At 64.3% G+C, this 21,832-nt stretch carries 23 protein-coding genes; 15 read left to right on the forward strand and 8 right to left on the reverse strand.

What is annotated here, in order from left to right; genetic code table 11:
• Positions 1-120 precede the first annotated feature (120 nt).
• Positions 121-690 (forward strand): hypothetical protein, encoded by a 570-nt coding sequence (locus ABG82_RS19550; RefSeq protein ID WP_043080117.1) that lies wholly within the window; start codon positions 121-123, stop codon positions 688-690.
• Between the two features lie 87 nt (positions 691-777).
• Here ABG82_RS19550 and smpB read toward each other — a convergent pair whose 3' ends face one another.
• From smpB to ftsE, 3 genes are read right to left on the reverse strand one after another with little or no spacing between them, the layout of a single operon-like run.
• Positions 778-1,257 carry an SsrA-binding protein SmpB gene (gene smpB / locus ABG82_RS19555; RefSeq protein ID WP_043080116.1) on the reverse strand — a complete coding sequence of 160 codons (480 nt, stop codon included), beginning with the start codon at positions 1,255-1,257 and terminating at the stop codon, positions 778-780.
• The gene (gene ftsX, locus ABG82_RS19560; RefSeq protein ID WP_043080115.1) at positions 1,254-2,156 is read right to left on the reverse strand and encodes a permease-like cell division protein FtsX; all 903 of its coding nucleotides are present in this window, start codon (positions 2,154-2,156) and stop codon (positions 1,254-1,256) included. The genes smpB and ftsX overlap by 4 nt, the downstream gene beginning before the upstream one ends.
• A 12-nt stretch (positions 2,157-2,168) precedes the next feature.
• On the reverse strand, positions 2,169-2,858 hold the full coding sequence (gene ftsE, locus ABG82_RS19565; RefSeq protein ID WP_043080114.1) for a cell division ATP-binding protein FtsE: 690 nt from the start codon (positions 2,856-2,858) through the stop codon (positions 2,169-2,171).
• A 154-nt stretch (positions 2,859-3,012) separates the two neighbouring features.
• Between ftsE and ABG82_RS19570 the strand changes: the two genes are divergently transcribed.
• The 4 genes from ABG82_RS19570 to ABG82_RS29260 all read left to right on the forward strand — a co-directional run bounded on the left by ABG82_RS19570 (position 3,013) and on the right by ABG82_RS29260 (position 4,807).
• On the forward strand, positions 3,013-3,216 hold the full coding sequence (locus tag ABG82_RS19570) for a hypothetical protein (RefSeq protein ID WP_043080113.1): 204 nt from the start codon (positions 3,013-3,015) through the stop codon (positions 3,214-3,216).
• Entirely contained in the window at positions 3,213-3,557 is a 345-nt protein-coding gene (locus ABG82_RS19575) for a type VII secretion target (RefSeq protein WP_052511123.1), read from the forward strand. Before ABG82_RS19570 ends, ABG82_RS19575 begins: the two co-directional genes overlap by 4 nt.
• Entirely contained in the window at positions 3,557-4,486 is a 930-nt protein-coding gene (locus ABG82_RS19580) for a hypothetical protein (protein ID WP_043080112.1), read from the forward strand. The genes ABG82_RS19575 and ABG82_RS19580 overlap by 1 nt, the downstream gene beginning before the upstream one ends.
• Before the next feature lie 132 nt (positions 4,487-4,618).
• Complete coding sequence (locus tag ABG82_RS29260; protein WP_043080141.1) at positions 4,619-4,807, forward strand: hypothetical protein; 189 nt, start codon at positions 4,619-4,621, stop codon at positions 4,805-4,807.
• 172 nt (positions 4,808-4,979) lie between these two features.
• Here the strand turns inward: ABG82_RS29260 and ABG82_RS19590 are convergent, their stop codons facing one another.
• The 3 genes from ABG82_RS19590 to ABG82_RS19600 are packed head-to-tail and all read right to left on the reverse strand — an operon-like array spanning position 4,980 to position 8,053.
• On the reverse strand, positions 4,980-6,017 hold the full coding sequence (locus ABG82_RS19590; RefSeq protein WP_043080111.1) for a mechanosensitive ion channel family protein: 1,038 nt from the start codon (positions 6,015-6,017) through the stop codon (positions 4,980-4,982).
• Positions 6,010-7,113, reverse strand: a complete 1,104-nt coding sequence (gene prfB, locus ABG82_RS19595; RefSeq protein WP_043080110.1) for a peptide chain release factor 2 — start codon at positions 7,111-7,113, stop codon at positions 6,010-6,012. The genes ABG82_RS19590 and prfB overlap by 8 nt, the downstream gene beginning before the upstream one ends.
• 49 nt (positions 7,114-7,162) lie before the next feature.
• The gene (locus tag ABG82_RS19600) at positions 7,163-8,053 is read right to left on the reverse strand and encodes an IclR family transcriptional regulator (RefSeq protein ID WP_043080109.1); all 891 of its coding nucleotides are present in this window, start codon (positions 8,051-8,053) and stop codon (positions 7,163-7,165) included.
• Between the two features lie 112 nt (positions 8,054-8,165).
• On the opposite strand from ABG82_RS19600, the gene ABG82_RS19605 reads away from it, so the two are divergent.
• From ABG82_RS19605 to ABG82_RS19625, 5 genes are all read left to right on the forward strand, one after another.
• Positions 8,166-8,831 (forward strand): Rossmann-fold NAD(P)-binding domain-containing protein, encoded by a 666-nt coding sequence (locus tag ABG82_RS19605; protein ID WP_043080108.1) that lies wholly within the window; start codon positions 8,166-8,168, stop codon positions 8,829-8,831.
• 95 nt (positions 8,832-8,926) lie between these two features.
• Positions 8,927-10,666 carry an acyl-CoA dehydrogenase gene (locus ABG82_RS19610; RefSeq protein ID WP_043080107.1) on the forward strand — a complete coding sequence of 580 codons (1,740 nt, stop codon included), beginning with the start codon at positions 8,927-8,929 and terminating at the stop codon, positions 10,664-10,666.
• A 145-nt stretch (positions 10,667-10,811) separates the two neighbouring features.
• A complete protein-coding gene (locus ABG82_RS19615; protein ID WP_043080106.1) occupies positions 10,812-12,161 on the forward strand; it encodes an FAD-dependent oxidoreductase in 1,350 nt (449 codons plus the stop codon).
• 28 nt (positions 12,162-12,189) lie between these two features.
• Complete coding sequence (locus ABG82_RS19620) at positions 12,190-12,672, forward strand: SRPBCC family protein (RefSeq protein ID WP_043080105.1); 483 nt, start codon at positions 12,190-12,192, stop codon at positions 12,670-12,672.
• Positions 12,673-12,744: 72 nt separating this feature from the next.
• A complete protein-coding gene (locus tag ABG82_RS19625) occupies positions 12,745-14,238 on the forward strand; it encodes an FAD-dependent monooxygenase (protein ID WP_043080104.1) in 1,494 nt (497 codons plus the stop codon).
• Here the strand turns inward: ABG82_RS19625 and ABG82_RS19630 are convergent.
• Positions 14,217-14,714, reverse strand: a complete 498-nt coding sequence (locus ABG82_RS19630; RefSeq protein WP_043080103.1) for a hypothetical protein — start codon at positions 14,712-14,714, stop codon at positions 14,217-14,219. The two genes, ABG82_RS19625 and ABG82_RS19630, sit on opposite strands and share 22 nt — an antisense overlap.
• A gap of 23 nt (positions 14,715-14,737) precedes the next feature.
• Here ABG82_RS19630 and hisN point away from each other — a divergent pair, with 23 nt between their 5' ends.
• The 5 genes from hisN (at position 14,738) to ABG82_RS19655 (ending at position 19,503) form a co-directional block, all read left to right on the forward strand.
• Positions 14,738-15,529: a histidinol-phosphatase gene (gene hisN, locus ABG82_RS19635; protein WP_043080102.1), complete on the forward strand. Its 792-nt coding sequence runs from the start codon at positions 14,738-14,740 to the stop codon at positions 15,527-15,529.
• A 223-nt stretch (positions 15,530-15,752) separates the two neighbouring features.
• Positions 15,753-17,165 (forward strand): acyl-CoA dehydrogenase family protein, encoded by a 1,413-nt coding sequence (locus ABG82_RS19640; RefSeq protein WP_043080101.1) that lies wholly within the window; start codon positions 15,753-15,755, stop codon positions 17,163-17,165.
• A 46-nt stretch (positions 17,166-17,211) separates the two neighbouring features.
• Entirely contained in the window at positions 17,212-18,423 is a 1,212-nt protein-coding gene (locus ABG82_RS19645) for an acyl-CoA dehydrogenase family protein (protein WP_043080100.1), read from the forward strand.
• A gap of 145 nt (positions 18,424-18,568) precedes the next feature.
• The gene (locus ABG82_RS19650; protein ID WP_043080099.1) at positions 18,569-19,078 is read left to right on the forward strand and encodes a hypothetical protein; all 510 of its coding nucleotides are present in this window, start codon (positions 18,569-18,571) and stop codon (positions 19,076-19,078) included.
• 2 nt (positions 19,079-19,080) lie between these two features.
• Positions 19,081-19,503 carry a TIGR03668 family PPOX class F420-dependent oxidoreductase gene (locus tag ABG82_RS19655; RefSeq protein WP_043080098.1) on the forward strand — a complete coding sequence of 141 codons (423 nt, stop codon included), beginning with the start codon at positions 19,081-19,083 and terminating at the stop codon, positions 19,501-19,503.
• On the opposite strand, the gene ABG82_RS19660 is transcribed toward ABG82_RS19655, so the two are convergent.
• A complete protein-coding gene (locus ABG82_RS19660; protein ID WP_043080097.1) occupies positions 19,490-21,562 on the reverse strand; it encodes an acyl-CoA synthetase in 2,073 nt (690 codons plus the stop codon). The genes ABG82_RS19655 and ABG82_RS19660 overlap by 14 nt on opposite strands.
• Positions 21,563-21,832 lie beyond the last annotated feature (270 nt).

A 21,832-nucleotide genomic window follows, 5' to 3' on the forward strand; every position in this document is an offset into this window, starting at 1 on the left:
CACCCCACCGACCTTCGGTGGGACACTCCATCCTACCGCCAGATATCCATGAAGCCACTGAATTACCGGCCGGTGCCACGGTAGCGTCAGCGCAAGGTCGCCGATCTCGGGAGTAATCACATGCGCATGCTGCTGATCGCCTATGCCGCCGCCACGGCGGCCGGGGCTGTATTCGCTGGTCAAGCGTCCGCAGACCCGCAGGTGCCCAATCTTGACGGGTACACGGCAGTTGAGGCCACCGCCTTCGAGACCTACTCCGCCTACGCGACCTCGGGCGTGCAATTCCTCACCCCGGACGGTCTGCGCTGCCGTATCACTTCCAACTCGCGCGCCACCGGTGTTGACGGCGCGTGCTGGGGCAAGCTACCTGGCGTCGCAGGAGACGAGAACATCGCCAACGTGTCCCTCAACTCTCAGACCGCGAGCCTGAGCCACATGCCCGACCTGGGGCAGCAGGAGATCGTCGCGCGGCCGGACGCATCGCCGGCGGGACCCGCGGCCATCGACCCCACCGTGTACCGGCCACTGTCCCCCGGGCAGAAGATCACCTACGGCCTCAAGGCCACCGACAAGGTGATTACCTGCGCGATCAGCGAGCAGCGCGAGACGATCTGCGTTCTGCCCAACAACTTCTCCGGTGACGGTCCGCACGGATTTGTGCTCTCCCCCACCGGCAGCCGCGCCTTCTAACCGTCGCCGAAATAGACGTTATGACGGGAAGATTCGAGTGGAATCCGTCAAAAGGCGGATCTCGATACGTGGCCGCGTAAACCGGGGTCACATGCCCTTGGCGCGCCGCCCCAGCTCACGGGTGATCTCGCGGGAAGCGTCCCGTTTGGCGATGTCCTGCCGCTTGTCATGGGCCTGCTTACCGCGCGCCAGCGCCAGCTCCACCTTGACCTTGCCATCCAGGAAGTACAGCGACAGCGGCACCAATGTGAGGTTGCCGTCGCGGACCTTGCCGACCAGCTGATCAATCTGTGCCCTGTGCAGCAACAGTTTCCGGTTCCGCAGTGGGGCGTGGTTGGTCCAGGTGCCGTGGTCGTACTGCGGGATGTGTAGCGCGCGCAGCCAGACCTCGCCATCATCGATGGTGGCGAAGGCGTCTACCAGGGAGGCCTTCCCCTCGCGAAGAGTCTTGACCTCGGTGCCCACCAGCTGCACCCCGGCCTCGTAGACATCGATGATCGAATAGTTGTGCCGCGCCTTGCGGTTGGACGCAATGATCTGGCGCCCGTCGGTTGGTTTCTTACTCATCGCCGGACATACAGACGCAACGTCACGTAGGCGGTCACGCCGGCCAGCAGGATGCCCAGCGCCGCCATCTGAATGGCCGCGAGGAACACGTCACCGTAGGTGATCGGCGCGACCAGGTTGGCCTGAATGAACTGTTGCAGCGCGCCATTGAGGATGGTCACCCGCGCGATGATCAGGCCGATCACCGCCAGTGCCACACCCGCGAGGGCCGCGATAACAGCCTCCAACAGGAACGGCAGCTGGGTGTACCAGCGCGTGGCACCCACCAGACGCATGATGCCCACCTCGGTACGCCGGGTGTAGGCCGCCACCTGAACCATGTTGGCAATCAACAAGACCGCGCCCACCGCCTGGATCAGGGCGATCATGAACGCCGCGTCACGCAGGCTGTCCAGCACGGCAAACAGCCGGTCGATGAGGTCCTTCTGGTTGAGCACGCCGCGCACACCGGGCTTACCCACGAATGCTTCGTCGAAATCGGCATGCTTCTCGGGGTCTTTGAGCTTGACGATGAACGACGCCGGGAACGCGTCCTTGCTTACGTCCTTCATCAGGTCCTGGAACTGCGGCAGCCGCCGACCCGCGTCCGCGTACGCGTCCTCGCGGTTCACGAAGCGCACCGACTTGATGTCGGAACGCTTTTCGATCTCGTCGCGCAGGCCCTTACAGATATCGCTACTGCAGTTGGTGTCGCCGGCCGACAGATCCTCGGTCAGGAAGATCTGGGTCTCGACGCGGTCCAGGTAAATGGCCTTCGAGTTCTTGGCCAGGGATATCACCAACAGACCACCACCGAACAGCCCGATCGCAATCGCGGTGGTGATGATCATCGCCACCGTCATCGTCACATTGCGACGCAGGCCGGTGACGACCTCGTTGAACAGGAATCCAAAACGCATGTTCTATTCCACTTACCTATCTACCCCGTAGACACCGCGTTGCTCGTCGCGGATCAGCTTGCCCAGTTCCAGCTCGATCACGCGCTGACGCATCGAGTCGACGATGTGATGGTCGTGCGTGGCCATCAGCACGGTGGTGCCGGTGCGGTTGATCCGCTCCAGCAGCCCCATGATGTCCTCGCTGGTTTCGGGGTCCAGGTTTCCCGTCGGTTCATCGGCCAGCAGCACCAGCGGACGGTTGACGAACGCACGCGCGATGCCGACGCGCTGCTGCTCGCCACCGGACAACTCCGAGGGCAGCCGGCTGGCCTTGCCCGTCAGGTTCACCATCTCGAGCACCTCGGGCACGATGCGGTTGATGATGTCGGTCTGCTTGCCGATCACCTCGAGCGCGAAAGCCACGTTCTCGTACACCGTCTTCTGCTGGAGCAGCCGGAAGTCCTGGAAAACACAGCCAATCGTCTGCCGAAGGTGCGGGATCTCACGGCCTCGCAGCTTGTTGACGTGGAACTTGGAAACCTGGATTTCGCCCTTGGTGGGCAGCTCCTCGGCCAGCAGCAGCCGCATGAATGTCGACTTGCCCGAACCCGAAGGTCCGATGAGGAACACAAACTCACCCTTGTCGATCTCGAGGCTCACGTTGTCCAACGCGGGCCGAGCCGACGATTTGTAGAGCTTGGTTACCTTGTCGAGGCTGATCACGGCACGCCAGTCTAGCCGGGAAAGCCGTGATAACCGTGAGGGCGCACTCCGGGCGCGGTGCGCGCACTGCCGCCCACCGCTCTACAGTCAACCCACACCGATGTAACGGATCTTGGTCCTAAGGTGATGTACCCGCCGGACGGGGAGGTTTGCCATGCAGATTGCTGATCAGTTCGACGCCCTGCGGCATGAGTTCGAGGGTGAAGCCTCAACCATTCGGGAAGCCGGCGAGCAGGCGTTCAAACGACATCTCGACCATGCGCTCGCACAGGAGATTCCCGACGAACAAGAACGGCGGGAGCTCGCCGCTGAGCTGTGGGGCCGCACTCCCCCGGCCGCATCGGGAGCAGACCGATGAAACCTGGCACCACCCCCGCCGGCCCCGAGTCGGGAGAACCGGATGGGGTCTTCATCGAGCCGGAAAAGGTGCACAAGCTCGGCGCGGTCTGGTCGGGCGCCGGCGATGAGTTCACCGCCCAGGCGAAACTGATCCGTTCCACCGAGCTGCGTCCCGAAGACTTCGGCGGCTCCTACGCACACCTGGTGTCGGCGGTCTCCGAGCACGTCAACAAGCTCGCGCACACGATGCAGAACTGGGGTGAACGGTCAGCCTGGTACTCGGAGAATCTGCACTCCACGGCCGCCGCCTTCACGCATACCGACGACGGCAATGCGAGCTCGTTGGGAACGAACACCTGATGGCCGACTACGGCTACGAGATTCTGCATGATTCCAAGTACTTCGTAACCCCCTGGGGCCCAGCACGTCCCGCGATCAATGTGCTCTCCGACTATCTCAAGACCCTGGATACCTATCAGGACAAGCTGCGTACCCTGGCCACCAAGCCGCGGTGCGAGACACTGGGCCCGCCGCTGAAGGCCATCTACGAGAACCCGACGAGACTCGGGCGTATCGACGAATTCGGGATACCGGCGATCTGGCCGCTGTACTACGGCCTGCCGCCGGCGAAAGACGGATCCAAGGGCGGCTTCGGTTACTGGGAACAGGCCGATATCAACATCAAGGCAGTCCGCGACACGGTCAACAACCTCAACAAGGCCGGTGCCAACGCCGAGATCCAGCAGCAGCTGATCGACCAGACACTGAACATCGGCCACAGCTGGCAGTCGACGGCGAGCGAGGAAGCCATCCGCCATTACCTGCAAGACAAAAAGCATCTGGCGGCAGACATCGACACCCTGAACAACTCGAGGGCAGCACTACAGGGCACTGCCGAGAACATCGAGGTGGCGCTGGACTTCAAGGCGTCCTCGACCAAATGGGTCGTGGACAGGCTGCTGAGCACCTTCATCAAGAACAGCCCTGCGGACTTCGACGCCCGGCTGAAGTCGGCGTGCATCAATTTGGAGTGGTGGCAGAAGTACCTCACCGGCGATATCTCCACGCCGCAGCCCAGCGTGCCGTATCAGCCCGAAGGGCAGGGCGTACTCAACTCTAAATCCGGATTTTGGAGTCCGGAGGACATCTGCAAGAACCTCTCCGACTGGGTACTCACACCCATCAGCCTCGCCCTGGACAACCTCGACCAAATCAACAACGCCACCGATGACCACCTCAAAAAGGTGTACGGGACGCTGATGATGGCACTCAACTACGGCCAGCCCTAACCAGGCTAGGGCGGCGGTGGGGTGCTCTGCGCGGGTGCGGCAGGCGCCCCTGGTGCCGGCGGCGGCGGAGGCTGCGGCGTAGGCGGCTGCGGCGGGAACAACCACGGCGGCAAGATCCCGGGTGGCGCGGGTGTGGTCGTCGTCGGAGGTGCCGGGGCGGTACCGCTGGGCGTCAACGTCGGGAACGTGGTGACGATCGTGTTCGTCTGTTCGGTCGTCGTGGTCGTAGTGGGCGGCGTCGTGGTCGTCGGGCGCCGTGTGGCCGTCTGCACCGGCCGGGGCGTGGTGGTGGTGACACTGGGCTTGGGTACCCAGGTATAGCCGGGCGGCGGCTGCGGCGGCGCGGGCTCCGGCCGGGTGGAGTCGTAAAGCCAGCTCGCGGCGACGAACGCGAGGACAAGGACAACTGTCGACGTCCTGATCCGAACCTTTTTGCGGAGCTTCTTGGCGTGGGACAGCGCCATCTCCCAGAAGGGCTCCTGGCGGGGTTCACTCATCTGAGCTCCTCCGCCTTCACGATCGGCTGCGGTTTGGTGTCGACACCCTCTTTGTCGTCCTTGGTCTCGTCACGCTTGGCGTCGCGCTTGAGCTCGCCCGAGCTCGACGACGACATTGTCCGGACCGTCGGGCGGCTGTCCCCCACCAACGCGACGCCGGCCTTCGCCAGCGCGGCGATCACCTTGGCACGCAGCCTGCGCCCCACCTCGAACTGCTTGCCCGGCAGAGTGCGCGCCACCATCCGCACGTTGACCCGATCTACTTCGATGCTCTCCACACCCATCAGGGACGGGGCATCGAGCAACAACTGCGAGAGATCGCGATCGACCAGCGCCTGCTGGCAGACGTCGAACAGCACATCGTTGACCCGAGCCAGATCGACGCTCGTCGGCACCGGAATGTCCACCACCGCGCGAGCCCAGTCCTTGGAGAGGTTGACGGCCTTGACGATCAGCCCATTGGGGATCGTGATCACCTCACCGTCACCCGACCGTAGTTTGGTGACACGCAACGTGACTTCCTCGACGGTGCCCCGGGATTCGGTGGTCTGGCCCTGGACATATAGCTCCACCAAATCACCGAAGCCGTACTGCTTTTCGGTGATGAGAAAGAACCCGCTCAAAAGGTCCTGGACCACCCGCTGCGCGCCGAAGCCCAGCGCACCACCGAGCACCGCGGCCGGACCGGCCAATCCGCCGATCGAAATCCCCAGCACGCCAACGACATGCACGGTGGTAAGGACCACCACCAGCACCACGATGATCCAGGAAATGACCGAGGCCAATGCCTGCCGGTGCTTGCTGGCCTCCGAACGGACCAGCGCGTCACTCTGCGTGAACGAGCGATCCAGCCGCCGGGTGATCTTCTGCGCGCCCCAGTTGATAAACCGGACCAGGATCATCGCGCCCAGTACCGCGATGACGATGCGCAGCCCGTTGTCCAGCAGCCAGCGCCCAATCTGGCTGGACCAGAAAGAGCTCCAGCGTTCCGCGAGGCGAAGACCCTCCGCGCTGAATTCGGCCGCTCTAATCATCGCGCCTGTTGCGCCACCGGATTCCCGCCTCGATGAATCCGTCGATGTCCCCGTCGAGCACTGCCGCGGGATTACCCACCTCGTACTCGGTACGGAGGTCCTTGACCATCTGATACGGCTGCAGGACATAGGAGCGCATCTGCGTGCCCCAGGAGCTGCCACCGTCGCCCTTGAGGGCATCCATCTCGGCGCGCTCTTCCTGCCGCTTGCGCTCCAACAACCGGGCCTGCAGCACGCGCATGGCGGCCACCTTGTTCTGCAGCTGCGACTTCTCGTTCTGACAGGTGACCACGATGCCGGTCGGGATGTGCGTGAGGCGCACGGCCGAGTCGGTGGTGTTCACCGACTGGCCGCCCGGGCCGCTCGATCGGTACACGTCAACGCGTAGATCACCTTCAGGGATCTCGATGTGATCGGTCGTCTCCACCACCGGGAGTACCTCGACATCGGCGAACGAGGTCTGTCGGCGGCTTTGGTTATCGAACGGGCTGATGCGCACCAGGCGGTGTGTGCCCTGCTCCACCGACAACGTCCCGTAGGCGAAAGGCGCATGCACGGCGAAGGTCGCGCTCTTGATGCCCGCTTCTTCGGCATAGGAGGTGTCGAACACCTCGACCGGGTATTTATGCGCCTCGGCCCAACGGATGTACATGCGCATCAGCATTTCGGCCCAGTCCGCGGCGTCCACACCGCCGGCGCCGGACCGGATGGTGACCACGGCCTCGCGCTCGTCGTACTCACCGGACAGCAGGGTCCGGACCTCCATGGCCTCGATGTCCTCGCGCAGCTTGGCGCGGTCGGCATCTGCCTCCGCAACAACGGACGCGTCTTCGGATTCCTCGGCGAGCTCGTAGAGCACCGGCAGATCATCGAGCCGCTGCCGCAGGGCCTCGACGCGCCGTAGCTCACCCTGCGCGTGCGAGAGCTGACTGGTCACCTGCTGGGCACGGGCCTGGTCATCCCACAGGTTGGGGTCGGCGGCGGCTTCTTCGAGTGTCTTGATCCGGGCACGCAGGCCGTCGACGTCGAGCACCCGCTCCACCGTGGTGAGGGTCGTGTCGAGGTCAGCGATGTCGGCTTGGCAGTCCAGATCCACAACAGTTGAGGTTACCGGTCATTCCGCGGGCCCCATCCCCACCTGACGGCTACGCGCCGGAGCCCTGCCTGCCGTGGGTGATCGACGTGATGTGGTCGGCACAGAATCGCAGCTGATTGCCCGCGTCCGCGACCTCGGCTTCAGTGAGGTGGCTTGGTGTTCCCAGCACACTGAGCATCACCGCGACCTCGCCATTGCCGTCGAAGACGGGCGCGCCCAGAAAGCCGATGCGGCGCGGCTCACTGAAATCGATCGGCTCACCCATGCGTGCCAGCAGTGCGGCCAGCATGGATTGAATGGTGTCCAGCCGCTCATGCACGGTGCTGTGGCTGGCCGCCTCACCAAGCTGCATGTAGAACTTGTCGACGCGGTCGCTCTGCACAGACGCGAAGTAGCCGCGCTGCCGAATGCCGGCAAGCAGTGCCTGCATGCCATCCCAGAGCTGATCGGTGATCAACGGTGCCGCCCGCAGCAGCCAGCGGCGTACCTCGTCATCCGGCGCCCAGGCCATGAACACCAGACCGGCAGGTGCGCTGAGCCTGATGCGCTGCCCCACCTGGTAACTGCCGCCGGCCGGTGATCGACCATGCGAGGCGACGACCGCGACGTCCTCTCCGGCGATCATGGACGCCGTACACGCCGTACCGAACTGAGCGGCGAGTCGCTTGACCTCGATATCCACCACGTCGGCGACCTCGAACCGCACCCGCGCGGCATGGCCGGTGATCAGCATGGACGGGCCGATCGAATACGTCTTGTGCCGGGGATGCCGGACGATGTAACCGGCTTCGGTGAGCGCCTGAAGGATCGCGAGGGTCGATGCCGGGTTGACGCCGACAGCTTCGGCGATTTCCGTCATCGACAGTGGCTGAGTGGGCCGTCCCGCCAGATAGTCGAGGATCTGCGCGGCACGCACCACAGCGGGTGCGGGCTTTGTCATTTCCCCTCCGATCCGACCGTCTGGCTGCTAATATTCCGTCGAATTTGATATATCGAATTTCAACAAGAAATACAATACTTAACTACCTGGTGACCTGGGGGTTCCGCGCGACATGTACTCCTTTGGCAAGCAGCTGGCCGCGCTACCAAAATCACAGTACGGACCCTGGGCGGTCATCGCGGCCGGAGACACTGAAACCGCAACCGCATTCGCACGCCATATCGCCGCGAACGGCATCAACATCGTGCTGGCGGCGCACGGCGGCCGGGCCGACGCGTACACGCTGACGATGACCGCCGGCGTGAGCGTCCGGACCACTTCACCCGATGTCTTCAACGGCGAACTAGCCACAGCCACCGACGATATCGAGGTCGGCCTGCTGATATGCATCACCGACGAAGACGCCGCCGGGAGCCGATTCGGCGAGCCCGACCTGAACCGGCTACGCACGCTTTACCTGACCCACCGATTCGGGCAGCGCATCGCCGACCGCGGCGAAGGGGCCGTAATCATGGTGAAATCGCTGGCAGCGCAATCCATTTCACAACATTCCGAGACGCGCAGCGCCGATTCGACCTTTACCGCCGGCATCCGTGACGGGCTGCATCGACAGAACGTCGAGGTGGCGCTGCTCGATGACTTCGTGCCGCACCGCCCCGCGATGGATGCCGACGACCTCGCGCTGATGGCACTGGCCCGGCTCGGCCGGCAACGACACCGTCACTGCCGCCACGAAAACGACGTGACCACTACCCCGCCGGCGCTACGCGCCAACTGACCACGCCAACTAACACAGCCCGCACCGCTTGTGCATGCGGTGTTCAAATCCCCGTCCCTCCCTATCCAAACTGACGCGGTGGTAGGTTCCTGACCGTGAGTCAGGATACGAACGCCGCCCCCAAGACCGAACTGCTTCACCCCACCGCTGACGACTTCGCCGAATTCGACGGCGAAACGCGTCGGCTCCTCAAGGCAACCGTCGATTGGTTCGAGGAGCGCGGGAAGACGCGGCTGCTCCAGGACTATGTCGACAAGGTCTTCTACCAGGATTTCCTGGACTTCGCGGGGCGCGAAAAGCTGTTCGCGACCTTCCTGACCCCCGCCGCCGATGGCGCCGGTAGCGCCGAAAAGCGCTGGGATACCGCGCGGGTGGCCAAGCTCTCGGAGATCCTCGGCTTCTACGGCCTCAACTACTGGTACCCGTGGCAGGTCACCGTGCTGGGCCTGGGCCCGGTGTGGCAGAGCGCCAACACCGACCCACGCAAGCGCGCCGCCGATCTGCTCGACGGCGGCGCCGTCGCCGCGTTCGGCCTCTCCGAACAGGCCCACGGCGCCGACATCTACTCCTCCGACATGGTGCTGACCCCCCTCGAAGGTGGCGGCTACAAGGCATCGGGCCGCAAGTACTACATCGGCAACGGCAACTGCGCCCGCATCGTCTCGGTGTTCGGCCGGGTCCAGGGCCGCGACGGACTCGATCAGTACGTCTTCTTCCTCGCCGACAGCGAGCACCCCAACTACACGGTGATCAAGAACGTGGTGCCGTCGCAGATGTACGTCGCCGAGTTCGAGCTCGACGAGTACCCGGTCAGCGAAGACGACATCCTGCACGTGGGCGCGGATGCCTTCAGCGCGGCACTGAACACCGTCAACATCGGCAAGTTCAACCTGTGCTTCGGCGGCATCGGCCTGTCCACGCACGCCTTCTACGAATCAATCACCCACGCCCACAACAGGATTCTCTACGGCAACCCGGTGACCAAGTTCGACCATGTGCGCCGTGAGTTCGTGGACGCGTACGCCCGTCTGCTGGCGATGAAGCTCTTCAGCGAGCGTGCGGTCGACTACTTCCGCACCGCCAACGCCGACGACCGTCGCTACCTGTTGTTCAACCCGGTCACCAAGATGAAGGCCACCACTGAGGCCGAGAAGGTGTTGGCACTGCTGGCCGACGTCATGTCGGCCAAGGCCTTCGAGGCCGAGAGCTATACGACCGCCGCACGTATCGATGTGGCCGGCCTCCCCAAGCTCGAAGGCACCGTCGCGGTGAACCTGGCGCTGATCCTCAAGTTCATGCCCGCGTACCTGCATGACGCCCAGGACCTTCCGGTGCCCGGCGTGCAGCTGCAGGCCGCCGACGATGAGTTCCTGTTCCACCAGGGACCGGCCAGCGGCCTGGGCAAGGTGCGGTTCCACGATTGGCGCAAGCCGTTCGCGGACAACGCGCACATCCCGAACGTCGCCGCCTTCACCCAGCGCGCCGAGGCGTTGGCCACCCTGGTGGCCAACGAGCGCGACGCGATCAAGAACGCCGGCCTGGACCTTCAGCTGAGCATCGGTGAACTGTTCACCCTGGTCGTCTACGGCGGTCTGATCCTGGAGCAGGCACAGCTGCGGGGTACCGACTCCGCGCTGCTCGACCAGATCTTCGAGTTCCTCAACCGGGACTTCTCCACCTACGCCGTCGATCTGCTGGGCAAGCGCGAGGCCACCGCCACCCAACGACAGTGGGCCAAGGACGTCATTTCAGAACCCGTATTCAATTCCGAACGCTTCGATGAGATTTGGAACCGGGTCGAGGCGCTGTCCGGCGTATACGAAATGCGGGCCTAGTCCGCAGGTCTACCCGCGCACCCTCGGATCCGTCGCTAGCATCGGTGGGGTAACCCGTCCGCACAGGACCGCGGCCAGCCCCCTGTCGGCCAGCCCATAGCCGACGACAGCCGCTGCCTTGGCGGGCAGATAAGGATGTACGAGGGTGCGCGCCGTTCACGTCGCCATCGTCGGCGCGGGCCCCTCGGGGTTCTTCGCCGCCGGATCGCTGCTCAAACACACCGATTTCGACGTCCATGTGGACATGCTCGAAATGCTGCCGACTCCTTGGGGTTTGGTGCGATCCGGGGTGGCCCCGGATCACCCCAAGATCAAGTCGGTCAGCGCGGTGTTCGAGAAGACGGCGACGCATCCCCGTTTCCGGTTTTTCGGCAACATCGAGGTAGGAGCCAAGATCACCGCCGAGGAGCTGGCATCGCGCTACGACGCGGTGATCTATGCCGTCGGCGCCCAATCCGACAAGCCGCTGGGCATCCCCGGCGATCAGCTGCCCGGTTGTATCGCCGCCGTCGACGTGGTGGGTTGGTACAACGCGAACCCCACGTACCAGAACGTGTCGGTGGACCTCTCCGGTGAGCGCGCCGTGGTTGTCGGCAATGGCAACGTAGCGCTGGACGTGGCCCGCATCCTCGGTATGGATCCGCAGTCACTGCACACCACCGATATCGCCGATCGTGCGCTGGATTCGTTGGATCACAACGCGATCCGCGAAGTGGTGATCATCGGACGGCGCGGCCCGCTACAGGCGACCTTCACTCCGCTGGAGCTGCGTGAGATGGGCGAACTACCCGGCGTGGACGTGATCGTGGATCCCGAGGATCTGGCCGGCATCACCGATGAGCAGCTGGCGGCCGCACCCAAGCCCACCCGCACCAACATCGAAACGTTGCGCAAGTTCTCGGAGCGACCGCACACCGACGGCCACCGCCGCGTGGTGTTCCGGTTCCGCACCTCCCCCATCGAGCTGCACGGCGATGGCGAAGTGGAGTCAATCACGGTGGGTCACAACGAATTGGTCGACGACGATGGCTACGTCACGGCCCGCGACACCGGGGAACGAGAGACACTGCCCACCCACTTGGTGGTGCGTGCCATCGGATACCGCGGGGTCCCGGTGTCCGGGTTGCCCTTCGACGCGCGCCGCGGGGTGATCCTCAACGAGGCCGGACGGATCGAAGGCCGCGACAATGAGTATGTGGTCGGCTGGATCAAGCGTGGCCCGGTCGGTGTCATCGGCACCAACAAGAGCGACTCACAGGAAACCGTCGACACGCTGCTCGCCGACGTGGCGAGCGCCGAACTGAGCACTGCCCCCGATGCCGCGGCCCTGGAAGAATGGCTCCTGGGTCACGAGCCGCACATCGTCTCCCAGTCCGATTGGCTCACCATCGATTCCCATGAACGCGCCACCGGCGAACCGCAGGGGCGCCCCCGCGTGAAACTCGAGACAGTGCCCGAGTTGTTGGCCGCGACGGGACGGCACGACCAGCCGTGACGCCGGTCTTCACGCAAGCGGTTCATCCATGACGGTCCACATCGTGGTGTCGCAGGTCATGCCCGCAAGCTGCGAGCGGACATTCGGCCTCATCCATGATTACGGCAGACGGCTGGAGTGGGACACGCTGTTGCGCCGGGCGTATGTGGAGGGCGGTACCGCCGACGTCGGCAAGATCGCCGTCTGTAGCGCGCGCTGGCTTCTGGGCGGGTACTCGTTTCGCACCCGCTACGTCACCTTCAAGCCGCCGCATCTGGCTGCCATCAAACTCGAATCCAAACCACCGTTCTTTACCAAGTGGGCGGCGTCGATACGTCATGAACCGATCGACAGCGACGACACAGACCATGCGGCCGACCATCGCGATGACATGTCGTTGGCGACGTACACCATGACGTTTACCTGCAGACCCGCATTTATCGAGCCCATCGCGGAACGAATGTTCAAGCGCGAGACAGAGAACCGGCTGGCCGCGTTGGCGAACCACCTACAGCGGGACAAGGAGCGCTGACGCGCACGACCCGTCCTTAACATTTCCTTAGAATTCTCTTATTTTACTTATTTTTCGGGTAGCTTCGTCTTCATGACCGAACACGCGGTGGTGATTGCCGGCGGCGGACCGACGGGATTGATGCTGGCCGGTGAGCTGGCCCTGGCGGGAGCCGATGTCGCAATCGTCGAGCGGCGCAGCACCCACGAGCTGGAAGGCTCGCGCGCCGGCGGCATGAACTCACGCACCCTGGAAGTGCTTGATCAACGAGGCATCGTCGACCGTTTCCTGCCCCAAGGATTCTCGGCACCGGTCGCGCATTTCTCCGCACTCCTACTGGACACGACCGACCAGCCCACTCGGCATGCCTTCGGGCTGGCGCTATTGCAGTACCGCATTGAACGAACCCTGTGCGAGTGGCTCGGCGAGTATGGCGTGCCCATCTACCGTGGGCGCGAGGTCACCGGATTCATCTCATCCAATGACACGGTTGATATCGACCTTTCCGATGGTTCGACGTTGCGCGCGCAGTATCTGGTCGGTTGCGACGGTGGCCGCAGCCTGGTGCGCAAGAAGGCTGGAATCGATTTTCCCGGTTGGGATCCGTCGACCAGCTGCCTGGTCGCCGATGTCCAGGTCACCGAGGAACCGGAGTGGGGCATCCACCGGCAGGGCGCGCTGCATTCCTTCTTCAAATTCGAAGAGGACGGACCGGTCCGGGTTTTGGTGACCGAGCCCCAACTCGGGCGAACCGATACGCCGACGCTGCGCGATCTGCGCGAAGCATTGTTATCCGTCCGCGGCACTGACTACGGAATACACAGTCCCACATGGATTTCCCGATTCACCGACGTAACTCGACAGGCCGAGGCATACCGCAAGGGCCGGGTGCTGCTGGCCGGCGATGCCGCCCACGTGCACTTCCCCATCGGCGGACAGGGCCTCAATACCGGAATCCAGGACGCGGTCAATCTGGGCTGGAAGCTGGCACAGGTTGTCAACGGCACATCAGCGGCAAGCCTGCTGGACACCTACCACACCGAGCGGCATCCGGTCGCGGCGCGAGTGCTGCACAACACCCTGGCACAAACAGCACTGAGCCGCCCCGGTGAACGGGTTGATGCGTTGCGCGACATCATGTCTGATCTGTTGACCCTGGAGAAGCCGCGACGCCAGATCGCGGCGATGATGAACGGCCTGGACATCCATTACGACCTCGCTCCCGAGGCCGGCCCCGGCCATCCCCTGCTCGGGCGGCGGATGCCGGACCTGGAGGTGCGTACCGCACGGGGGACGGTGCGCGTGTACACGCTGCTGCACGAGGGCCGTGGCGTGCTGCTCAACCTGGGCACCGCTATCACCGGCACCTCGGGATGGTCACATCGAGTCGATGTCGTCGAGGCCCAATACCTGGAAGCAGACCGCACTTTCGAGCTGCCGGTGATCGGAATGGTCGAGGCTCCGCACGCCGTACTGATCCGGCCGGACGGCTACGTCGCCTGGGTGGGCGACAGCACCACCACCGGGCTCAACGGCGCACTGCAGAACTGGTTCGGGCCGCCCCGCTACAGCGGTGGCGGTTCGTAGTACCGCGGCGGCGGCTCGTGCTTCTTGGCGGGATCGTCGGTGGAGGACGGTCCCTCGACAGGTCCGGGAGGTGGCGCGGAGGGAGGCACCGGACCGATGTTTTCGATGGGCGGCGGACCGCTCGGGTACTGCTGCGGCGAGGGACCGGGCAGCGGCGCCAGCAAGATGTCCCAGCGATCGGGATTCTTCGGCGGGTACAGCACCGGGATCAGGTCGCCGATGCGCGGCCAGTCATTGACGTCGCGCACGATCTGCCGATACGTGATGTGTTCGGCGACCGTCGGCCCATTGAGCGCACCCGTGATTGTGACCAGCTGCTCGCCCGTCACCCCTTCCGGACGGGGGCTCACGCCCGTCACCAACAGGGTCCCTTCCACCGCGTTCACACCCGGTTGAGCTTGTCTGCCGCGCCGCATCTGCATGATGAGGAGCGCGAGTGAGCCGCCGATCAGCAGTAGCACCAAGAATTCCCACACACTGTCATGGTAGGACTGCAGGCATGACGCCCACCGTGTCCTTGCGCGAAGATCGTCGGCTCGCACTTGAATTGGCAGATGCCGCCGACGAAATCACCACGTCCCGGTTCGGCGCACTCGATCTTCGGGTAGATACCAAGCCCGACCTCACGCCGGTGACCGATGCGGACACCTCGGTGGAATCCGTCCTGCGCTCGTTGTTGCACCGGTCGCGCCCGGCCGATTCGGTGGTCGGCGAGGAGTACGGCGGTGAAACCGCGCTCACGGGTCGGCAATGGGTCATCGATCCCATCGACGGCACCAAGAACTTCGCGCGCGGTGTCCCCATCTGGGCCACACTGATCGCGCTACTGCAGGACGGCGTGCCCGTCGTCGGCGTCATCAGCGCCCCGGCACTGTCCCGCCGATGGTGGGCCGCGGACGGCCTGGGTGCTCACACGCGCGTGGGGTCCGGCGAAGACAAGTCGATACATGTCTCGGCAGTTGACCGGTTGACGTCGGCCAGCCTGTCGTTCTCCAGCCTGTCAGGCTGGGCAGATCGCGGGAAACGCGATCGGTTCATCGATCTGACCGACACGATCTGGCGCGTTCGCGGCTTCGGAGACTTCTTCTCCTACTGCCTGGTGGCCGAGGGCGCGGTCGATATCGCCGCCGAGCCCGAGGTCTCACTGTGGGATCTGGCCCCGCTGGACATCCTCGTCCGCGAGGCGGGCGGCCGGTTCACGAACCTGGCCGGGGAACCCGGCCCACACGGCGGTAGCGCGGTGGCCACCAACGGGTTGCTGCACGACGAGGTACTCAAGGCACTCTCCTAACGCACCCCGACGTCACCCCCCCTCGCGCGCGCAGACGTAAAAGCGCGCGTCTTGCCGGTGTGCCGGGCGCATTCATGTCCGCTCACGGGCGCTGTCCCGGATGTGACATACACCTCGTTTCCTGCGGATCTTACCGCTTAGTAAGATACGGTTCTTACTACGGAGTAAGGTAACGGCCAAATACTCCGGCAGAACCCCTTTAACCCCAGAAACGGCTGGTGACATGACCAACACGTTGACTCCGCGCGACGAGAAGAAGGCCGCCAAGAGCAAGAGCCTGGCGAAGCACGAGACCGGCGTCGGCCTGCAGAAGCACAAGCGTGGCGCGATCGACATCCTCATCGCGGTGCTGACCCCGATCGCGGGCTCGGAGCTGCTGGATAAGTACAACCTGCGCGGAGCCTTCAACAAGGGCATCTTCGAGAGCACAAAGGGCCTGTTCACCACCCTCGGCGTTGCCAACCGCACCTTCAAGAAGGTCTCGGGCAGCAAGGGCGGCCCCAAGCGCCTCGACAAGGCGAACGCCGACTACTTCGACCTCAACCCCGAGGACGAGCAGAAGATGATCGCCGACACGGTGAAAGAATTCGCCGTCGAGGTCATCCGACCGGCCGCCTATGACTCGGATAAGAACAAGACCTACCCCGCCGACCTGCTGGGCAAGGTCGCCGAGCTGGGCGTCACCGCCATCAACATCCCCGAGGATTTCGACGGTATCGCCTCGCAGCGCTCCACCGTCACCAACTCCCTTGTCGCCGAGGCACTTTCATACGGTGACATGGGTCTGGCACTGCCGATCCTGGCGCCGTCGGGTGTGGCCAGCGCGCTGACCAACTGGGGCAGCGCCGACCAGCAGGCCACCTACCTCAAGGAGTTCGCGGGAGAGAGTGTGCCGCAGGCCTCGGTCGTGATCGCCGAGCCGCAGGCCCTGTTCGATCCGTTCAGCCTCAAGACCACGGCCACCCGCACCCCCAGCGGTTTCCGCCTCAACGGCACCAAGTCACTGGTGCCGGCCGCCGCACAGGCCGAGCTGTTCATCGTGGCCGCCAACTACAACGGGCGTCCCACGCTGTTCATCGTCGAGTCCGGCACCGAGGGCATCACCGTCGAGGAAGACCCGAGCATGGGCATCCGCGGCGCGGCACTCGGCCGGCTGAACCTGAACAATGTCGCGGTTCCCGCCGCCAACCTCCTGGGTGAAGAAGAAGGCAGCGACACGGCGCTCGCTAACTACTCGGAGGCCGTCGCCCTCGGCCGCCTCGGTTGGGCCTCGCTGGCCGTCGGCACCGGTCAGGCCGTGCTCGACTACGTGATCCCCTATGTCAAGCAGCGCGAGGCGTTCGGCGAACCCATCGCCCGCCGTCAGGCCGTTGCCTTCATGTGCGCCAACATCGCCATCGAGCTCGATGGTCTGCGTCTGGTCACGCTGCGCGGCGCCGCACGGGCCGAGCAGGGCCTGCCCTTCATCCGCGAGGCCGCGCTGGCCCGCAAGCTCGCCACCGACAAGGGCATGCAGATCGGCCTGGACGGCGTGCAGCTGCTCGGCGGACACGGCTTCACCAAGGAACACCCGGTGGAGCGCTGGTACCGCAACCTGCGCGCCATCGGCATCGCCGAAGGCGTAGTGATCCTCTAGCTGCCCTGTCCTTCCGAACTCTTATCTACTAAACGAAAGTCTTTCCATGGCAATTAATTTGGAACTCCCCAAGAAGTTGCAGGCCATCGTCGAGAAGGGACATCAGGGCGCTGCCGAGCTGGTGCGACCCATCTCCCGGAAGTACGACCTGGCCGAGCACGCCTACCCCGTCGAACTCGAGACCCTGGAGACGCTGTTCGCCGGCGTCACCGCGGCCGGTACCTTCGCCTTCGCCGGAGCCGAGGCCTTCCGCGCCGAAGAGAACACCGCGAAGCAGAACGTCAACGGCGCCAACATGTCCGCGCTGCTCAATGCCCTCGAAATGAGCTGGGGAGACGTCGGCCTGCTGCTGACGGTCCCCTACCAGGGCCTGGGTAACGCCGCAGTCTCCAGCGTGACCAGCAAGGAAGACGGCGATCGCTTCGGCAAGATCTGGGCGGCCATGGCCATCACCGAGCCCGGCTTCGGCTCGGACTCGGCGGCCGTGTCGACCACCGCCAAGCTCGACGGTGACGAGTACGTCATCAACGGCGAAAAGATCTTCGTCACCGCCGGTTCCCGCGCCACCCACATCGTGGTCTGGGCGACGCTGGACAAGACCAAGGGCCGTCCCGCCATCAAGTCCTTCCTGGTGCCGCGCGAGCACCCGGGGGTGACGGTCGAGCGTCTCGAAGAGAAGCTGGGCATCAAGGCTTCCGACACCGCCGTCATCCGCTTCGACAACGCCCGGATTCCCAAGGACTACATCTTGTCCGATCCGGAGATCAACACCGAAAAGGGCTTCGGCGGTGTGATGAGCACCTTCGACAACACTCGCCCGATCGTGGCCGCCATGGCCGTGGGTGTCTCACGGGCCTCGCTCGAGGAACTCCGCAAAATCCTGGAGGAAGCCGGCGTCGAGATCTCCTACGACCGGCCGGCCCATGCCCAGCATGCCGCCGCCGCCGAGTTCCTGCGGATGGAAGCCGATTGGGAGTCGTCCTACCTGCTGACGCTGCGCAGCGCCTGGCAGGCCGACAACAACGTGCCCAACTCGATGGAAGCGTCGATGGCCAAGGCCAAGGCGGGCCGTGTCGGCAGCGACGTCACCCTCAAGGCTGTGGAGCTGGCCGGAACCACCGGCTACTCGGAGCGCACCCTGTTGGAGAAGTGGGGCCGCGACTCGAAGATCCTGGACATCTTCGAGGGCACCCAGCAGATCCAGCAACTAGTGGTCGCTCGCCGCCTGCTGGGACTGAGCTCCGCAGAGCTCAAGTGACGCACTGATCAAGATCCATTGCGGCCCTTCCGGGGAACTCCCCCGGAGGGGCCGCAACCCTTTCGTCGAGCCAATTGAGCACGAGGCAACGAAGCCAGCTAAGCTGCCGTTTCGATCGTGCAGCGCATCACTTCAGGGAGGACATATGTGGGTTCGGTCAGGTCTGCTCGCTGGGCTCGTCCTGGCGAGCTGTGCCCTCGTTCCGCTCGGAACCGGTGTTCCGGTTGCCAACGCGGATGAGTCGACCTGTGCTGCCATCGATCAGATGTCGAAGGTGGTCGACGACCCCGCCAACAACGGCCCGATCGTCACCGAGGCCCTGATGTATCTGCGCGGCGACAATCCCGCCTACTCCGGCTTGGACCGCCAGTTCGAGGCGATCGGCGAGGCCCGGGACATGTGGGGACGCAGTAACGACGCCCTACGCGCCAACCTGGACGGCGTCACCGAGCCCGGCGCCCGCCAGCAGCTCACCGCCTATGCCGACGGCCTCTCCGGCGCCTACGACCTGGCGGGGACCTGGCTAGCCGCCACCCCCGAGGTGCGCTCCTCCCCCGACATCATCGACCGCGGCGGTGCGGTCGGCGGCCTGCTGTTCGACGGCACCAACAATTTCCACGTGCTGGCCAACATCTGCAACGGGGGCCGGCGCTAGGCGTGCGCCTGGACCCCGCCGACGCACGCGACCGCTTCCGGGCGGCGGCGGTGGCACGGCTGGCTACGGTGCACGAATCCGGTGCGCCACATGTGGTTCCAGTGACCTTCGCGGTTGCCGACGACGTCATCTGCTGGGCAGTGGACCACAAGCCCAAGTCGCGCGATGACTTGCGGCGCTTGCTTAACATCACCGCCAATCCCGCGGTGAGCTTTCTGGCGGATCACTACGACGACAATTGGGCCGCGCTGTGGTGGGCCCGCGCCGACGGCATCGCGCGGGTGCTGGACACCCCCGACGCCACCTGGATCGCCCTGCTGGCCAAAAAATACCGGCAGTATCGAGACACACCGCCGACCGGCCCGATGGTGCTGACCGAGATATCCCGCTGGAGCGGGTGGGCGGCGTCGGCTACTGGGGCCTGACTCCATCGCGCTCGCAATCGGCCAGGAGCAACCGCTTGATGACCTTTCCGGTCGATGTCCGGGGAAGCGTCTTGACGAAGTACACGTCACGCGGCACATGAAACTTGCTGAGCCGATTCTTGATGAAGGCGCGCACCATATCTCCGTCGAGACCGGCGTCCTTGTTCAGCACGACGAACGCGGTCAGCCGCTGGCCGAAGCTGTCATCAGACGTCCCCACGACCGCGACGTCGGCCACCTGCGGCAGGAAGGCCAACGCATCCTCCACCGGCCGGGGGAACACATTTTCTCCACCGGAAATGATCATCTCGTCATCGCGACCGTCGATATACAGTCGCCCATCGGCGTCCAGGTGACCCAGATCGCCGGTGTCGAGCAGACCGTTCACGGACGCGGGCGACGGGTCGGCCACGTAGCCCTCGAACAACATCTCGTTACCGACGAAGATCCGGCCCGTGACACCGCGCGGCACCGGCCGCCGGTCGGCATCGAGAATGGCGATGGTGGTGCCCAGCGGCGGCCGGCCCACCGTGGTGGGCGCGATCGCCAAGTCCTCCGGATCGGCGATGGTGGCCCACGAAACCTCGGTGGATCCGTAGAAGTTGTAGAGCACCTCACCGAATGCCTCGGTAAATCGTTGCACCAGAGAGGAATTCAGCGGAGAACCGCTGCATGCCACCAATCGCAGGCTCGAGGTGTCGTACTTCTGGCGCACCTTGGCGGGCAGATCGACAATGCGCTGCAACATCACGGGTACTGCGATCATCGTGGTCACCTTGCGGGTGGCGATGGCACGCAGGCATTCTTCCGGATCGAATTTCTCCTGGAGGATCACCGTCGCCCGCAGCGGTGTGCTGATCTGTAGGCAGCCCAGCCCCCAGGAATGGAAGATGGGCGCCGAGATGAGCATCGTCTCGTTCATCTTCATGGGCATCCGCGACAGCATCGCCGCGATGACGGCGAATCCGCGCGGCGTCGGCCGCAACGCCCCCTTGGGCGTGCCCGAGGTTCCCGAAGTTTGCACTACCTGATGGCCAGGACGGGTGGGTGGCAACACTCCAGGCTTGTCGGCCACCACGAAATCATCCAGCCCCCGGCGCCCGTTGATGGCACTGCGCCGACCGGTACTGACGAGTTCGACCTCCCACGGCACGTACCTGACCAGCTCATCGAGGTCATCGTCGACGAACACCTTGGTGAGATTGTTACGAGCCACAGCAATCTGAATCTGAGTTGCTGCAAGCGCGTTGTTGAGCAACATCACGTCCACGCCGAGCATGCCGAAGGCAATGAGGCACTCGACCATGGCAATGTTGTTCCGGGCCAGCAGGCCAATCTTCGACGTCTCATTGATGCCGGCGCGCATCAAACCCGTCGCCAGCCCCTCGGCGCGACGATCAAGTTGCTCGAAGGTGAGTTGCCCGGCGTCGTCGGCGATCGCGAGCTGCTTGGGGGCGCGCGCCGCCGCGGCCGCGTATCCGCCTTGAAGAGTGAACCCCCACCTGGCCAGTGAACTGAGCTGGCGAAGTCCCCGGTCTGGGCGCGGAATGCGCACCACGCCGACACTCACCATCAGCCGCGCGATGCTGACTTGAAGATTTCCGTTCTCACCCGCGTTCGACACGGTGGATGTAGGCGCGCCGGACAGATAGTCATCGATTCTGTCCAGTCCATCCATCAACCACTGATTGACCGCGACACTGGGCTTCTTGATGCCGGCCGGCAGCACCGATGCCGCCCGCAACACCGTGATGCGCACCCGGGTCTGCGCGGAACGTTCCTCGAACAATCGCACAGAAATCAAACCGTCGTTGTCGACGCCCTCGATCGCCAGACTCTCCTTGGTGTTGCTGAGAATCAGGCGAACACGCGCCCTGGCCTTGGCCGACAACACCAGGTACTCGGGGTCCGGCCCCGTCTCGGTGTTCTCGATCAAGGTCTCGCAGGAACCGACCCCGGTAAAGAACATGGGGTACATCTCAGGTGAGCTGATCAGCTCCCACACAAGCCCGCGTGGGTGCCTGAGCAACTTGTCGCAACTAATTACATCAGCGACCATAATAGTAGTCCTACCTGCGGTTTTCGGCCATGCACCGCGCGAGCGTACCCGATGACGCGAATCACTGCCCAGTATCCGTTGTGGCTCTTGTCACTAGCGTGACCAGATTGCCGAGAGCGGGCGAGAGCGAATTGCCCGCAAGCATGGCGGGACCTCGACGGGTGGCAAACCACCGGCCACGGGTTCGCGCCACCCGGGCCCATGTCGCCGCACAGTGCGCGAAAGGTACGCGGCGGCCCTGTCGCAGACAGAGAAATGGGCGTCCGCCTA

It is taken from the genome of Mycobacteroides immunogenum (assembly GCF_001605725.1).
Lineage (GTDB): Bacteria > Actinomycetota > Actinomycetes > Mycobacteriales > Mycobacteriaceae > Mycobacterium > Mycobacterium immunogenum.

Excerpts from the sequence above, each read along its gene's own strand:
- ABG82_RS19550 (WP_043080117.1), top strand. The coding sequence starts at position 121 with ATGCGCATGCTGCTGATCGCCTATGCCGCCGCCACGGCGGCCGGGGCT.
- smpB (WP_043080116.1), bottom strand. The coding sequence starts at position 1,257 with ATGAGTAAGAAACCAACCGACGGGCGCCAGATCATTGCGTCCAACCGC.
- ftsX (WP_043080115.1), bottom strand. The coding sequence starts at position 2,156 with ATGCGTTTTGGATTCCTGTTCAACGAGGTCGTCACCGGCCTGCGTCGC.
- ABG82_RS19570 (WP_043080113.1), top strand. The coding sequence starts at position 3,013 with ATGCAGATTGCTGATCAGTTCGACGCCCTGCGGCATGAGTTCGAGGGT.
- ABG82_RS19575 (WP_052511123.1), top strand. The coding sequence starts at position 3,213 with ATGAAACCTGGCACCACCCCCGCCGGCCCCGAGTCGGGAGAACCGGAT.
- ABG82_RS19580 (WP_043080112.1), top strand. The coding sequence starts at position 3,557 with ATGGCCGACTACGGCTACGAGATTCTGCATGATTCCAAGTACTTCGTA.
- ABG82_RS19590 (WP_043080111.1), bottom strand. The coding sequence starts at position 6,017 with ATGATTAGAGCGGCCGAATTCAGCGCGGAGGGTCTTCGCCTCGCGGAA.
- ABG82_RS19600 (WP_043080109.1), bottom strand. The coding sequence starts at position 8,053 with ATGACAAAGCCCGCACCCGCTGTGGTGCGTGCCGCGCAGATCCTCGAC.
- ABG82_RS19605 (WP_043080108.1), top strand. The coding sequence starts at position 8,166 with ATGTACTCCTTTGGCAAGCAGCTGGCCGCGCTACCAAAATCACAGTAC.
- ABG82_RS19620 (WP_043080105.1), top strand. The coding sequence starts at position 12,190 with ATGACGGTCCACATCGTGGTGTCGCAGGTCATGCCCGCAAGCTGCGAG.
- ABG82_RS19625 (WP_043080104.1), top strand. The coding sequence starts at position 12,745 with ATGACCGAACACGCGGTGGTGATTGCCGGCGGCGGACCGACGGGATTG.
- hisN (WP_043080102.1), top strand. The coding sequence starts at position 14,738 with ATGACGCCCACCGTGTCCTTGCGCGAAGATCGTCGGCTCGCACTTGAA.
- ABG82_RS19640 (WP_043080101.1), top strand. The coding sequence starts at position 15,753 with ATGACCAACACGTTGACTCCGCGCGACGAGAAGAAGGCCGCCAAGAGC.
- ABG82_RS19645 (WP_043080100.1), top strand. The coding sequence starts at position 17,212 with ATGGCAATTAATTTGGAACTCCCCAAGAAGTTGCAGGCCATCGTCGAG.
- ABG82_RS19650 (WP_043080099.1), top strand. The coding sequence starts at position 18,569 with ATGTGGGTTCGGTCAGGTCTGCTCGCTGGGCTCGTCCTGGCGAGCTGT.
- ABG82_RS19660 (WP_043080097.1), bottom strand. The coding sequence starts at position 21,562 with ATGGTCGCTGATGTAATTAGTTGCGACAAGTTGCTCAGGCACCCACGC.